This is a genomic window from Streptomyces sp. NPDC057638 (genome assembly GCF_042800315.1).
Classification (GTDB): domain Bacteria; phylum Actinomycetota; class Actinomycetes; order Streptomycetales; family Streptomycetaceae; genus Streptomyces.
Genome location: NZ_JBHVHF010000547.1, coordinates 1 through 2,413, shown reverse-complemented (window position 1 = coordinate 2,413; position 2,413 = coordinate 1). Strand labels below are relative to the sequence as shown.

General features: G+C 71.9%; 4 protein-coding genes. 2 read left to right on the top strand and 2 right to left on the bottom strand.

Annotated elements, in window-relative coordinates; all coding sequences use genetic code 11:
- Positions 1–61: 61 nt before the first annotated feature.
- Positions 62–475: a VOC family protein gene (locus ACFVIM_RS34595; RefSeq protein ID WP_384310210.1), complete on the bottom strand. Its 414-nt coding sequence runs from the start codon at positions 473–475 to the stop codon at positions 62–64.
- A 10-nt stretch (positions 476–485) separates the two neighbouring features.
- Positions 486–905, bottom strand: a complete 420-nt coding sequence (locus tag ACFVIM_RS34590) for a helix-turn-helix transcriptional regulator (RefSeq protein WP_384310207.1) — start codon at positions 903–905, stop codon at positions 486–488.
- A 261-nt stretch (positions 906–1,166) separates the two neighbouring features.
- On the opposite strand from ACFVIM_RS34590, the gene ACFVIM_RS34585 reads away from it, so the two are divergent.
- Together ACFVIM_RS34585 and ACFVIM_RS34580 are read left to right on the top strand one after the other, a co-directional pair.
- Positions 1,167–1,715, top strand: a complete 549-nt coding sequence (locus tag ACFVIM_RS34585) for a helix-turn-helix domain-containing protein (protein WP_384310205.1) — start codon at positions 1,167–1,169, stop codon at positions 1,713–1,715.
- 24 nt (positions 1,716–1,739) lie between these two features.
- Positions 1,740–2,384 carry a hypothetical protein gene (locus ACFVIM_RS34580; RefSeq protein ID WP_384310202.1) on the top strand — a complete coding sequence of 215 codons (645 nt, stop codon included), beginning with the start codon at positions 1,740–1,742 and terminating at the stop codon, positions 2,382–2,384.
- Positions 2,385–2,413 lie beyond the last annotated feature (29 nt).

The window sequence follows — 2,413 nt, the reverse complement described above, 5'->3', positions numbered from 1 at the left end:
GTGTCCACGTTGCTGCGGCGCAGCGGGACCGCCCGGCCGGTTACCGGTCCTTCCGCACCCTCTATCCGCGCGGCTGGATGAACCGGACCGCGTTCCCGGCCGGGTCGCGGAAGGCGCAGTCCCGGACGCCGTACGGCTGGTCCATCGGCTCCTGGAGCACCTCGGCGCCCGAGCCGCTGATCCGCTCGAACGCGGCGTCGCAGTCATCGGTACGGAAGATGACGCCGCGCAGCAGTCCCTTGGCCATCAGCTCGGCCACCGCCTTCCGGTCGGCGTCCGTGGCGTTCGGGTCCGCGAGCGGCGGCTCCAGCACGATCTCCACATCCGGCTGGGACGGCGCGCCCACGGTCACCCAGCGCATCCCCTCGAAGCCGACGTCGTTGCGCACCTCCAGCCCGAGCGCGTCGCGGTAGAAGGAGAGGGCCTTGTCGTGGTCGTCGACGGCGATGAAGCACTGACCAAACGTGATGTCCATGCCCACCACGCTACGGGCGGCCGGTATGGCGCGCTTCTCCGTTCCTGACCGGTCGGGTGTAGAGCTTGGCGACACAGGCCGGGATCGCGGCCCCGTCGCCATGGTCACGTGCCCGGTACGCGCTCGGGCTCTCCCCGACCAGCTCCGTGAACCGCGTGCTGAACGATCCGAGCGAGGTGCAGCCGACCGCCATGCACACCTCCGTGACCGTCATGTCCCCCCGTCGCAGCAGCGCCTTGGCGCGCTCGATCCGGCGGGTCATGAGATAGCTGTACGGGGTCTCGCCGAAGGCGGCGCGGAAGCTGCGCGAGAAGTGGCCCGGCGACATCAGGGCGGCGCGCGCCAGCGCGGCGACGTCCAGGGGTCGCGCGTACTCGCGGTCCATGAGGTCGCGGACCTGGCGCAGCCGGACGAGATCGGAGAGAGCCATACCGGGACGGTACCGGCCGCTTCCGTCCATCGGCCCCTCCCTCCTCCCCGCCGCCCGCGGCCACGGACCCGCACGGCCGCGCCCCGCCCGGCCGCACGCGCCCAGGGTGTCGCGCGGCGGGCCGTGCCCCCAGGGGCTCCGTCCGGGATCGGCGCACGCCCCCAGGGGGTCACACGGTTGAGTGATGGCCCGCACTGTTACGCGAAACACTATTGCAAGCACTTGCTTGCAATAGTTAGCAAGCGGGTGCACCATCGGGGCATGGCATCACTCAACGTCGGCAACCTTGGCGAGTACCTGCGCGAGCAGCGGCGGAACGCCCAGCTCTCCCTGCGGCAGCTCGCCGACGCCGCCGGGGTGTCCAATCCGTATCTGAGCCAGATCGAGCGCGGGCTGCGCAAGCCGAGCGCGGAGGTGCTCCAGCAGGTCGCCAAGGCGCTGCGGATCTCCGCCGAGACGCTGTACGTGCGGGCCGGGATCCTCGACGAGCGGGACCGGGACGAGCTGGAGACGCGTTCGGTCATCATCGCCGACCCCTCGATCAACGAACGGCAGAAGGCCGTACTGCTCCAGATCTACGAATCCTTCCGCAAGGAGAACGGATTCGAGGTCACGGGCGACCCCCTGGGCTCGGAGCACGACCGCGACGGTGAGTCTCACGACGGCGACCGTGCCGGAGGGCGTCGGGATGACGCCCGTACGGAGACCGCGGCCGACGCCGCCACGGACACCGCCGCGGAACCTGACACCACCGCTGACGGCCCCCGCACGGCCGACGGCAGCGGCGATGCCGGCCAACCCTCACACTGAACCGCCTTCCGGAGGACCACAGTCATGGCCATCACCGACGACCTGCGCAAGACCCTCAGCGACCCGACCCCCCTCTACTTCGCCGCCGGAACCGCCGACCTCGCCGTGCGGGGGGCCAAGAAGGTGCCCGCGCTCCTGGAGCAGCTCGCCGCCGAGGCGCCCGGACGCATCGAGGCCGTACGGAACACCGACCCCAAGGCCGTGCAGGAGAAGGTGAGCGTCCAGGCCAAGGAGGCGCAGGCCACCGTGCAGGCCAAGGTCACCGAGGTCCTCGGGGGCTTCGACTCCGACCTCAAGAAGCTGGGCGAGAACGCCCAGGACCTCGCGCTGCGCGGGGTCGGCGTGGCCGCCGAGTACGCGGTGAAGGCCCGGGAGACCTACGAGCGGGTCGCCGAGCACGGTGAGCAGACCGTACGGGCCTGGCGCGGTGAGGCGGCCGAGGAGATCACCGAGATCGCGGTCGCCGTGGAGCCGGAGGCGGACAAGGCCTCCCGGTCCGGCCGGACGAAGACGGCCCGGACCCGGGCCGCGGCGAAGCGGTCCACGGCGTCGGCGGAGCCCGCCCAGGGCGAGAGCGACAAGCCCGCCGCCCGGAAGACCGCTCCGCGCCGTACCTCCGCGACCCCCGCCACCCCCGTCGCGCGCAAGACCCCTCCCGCCGCCGAGTAGTCCCCCGGGGACACGGGGTGGGCGACCAC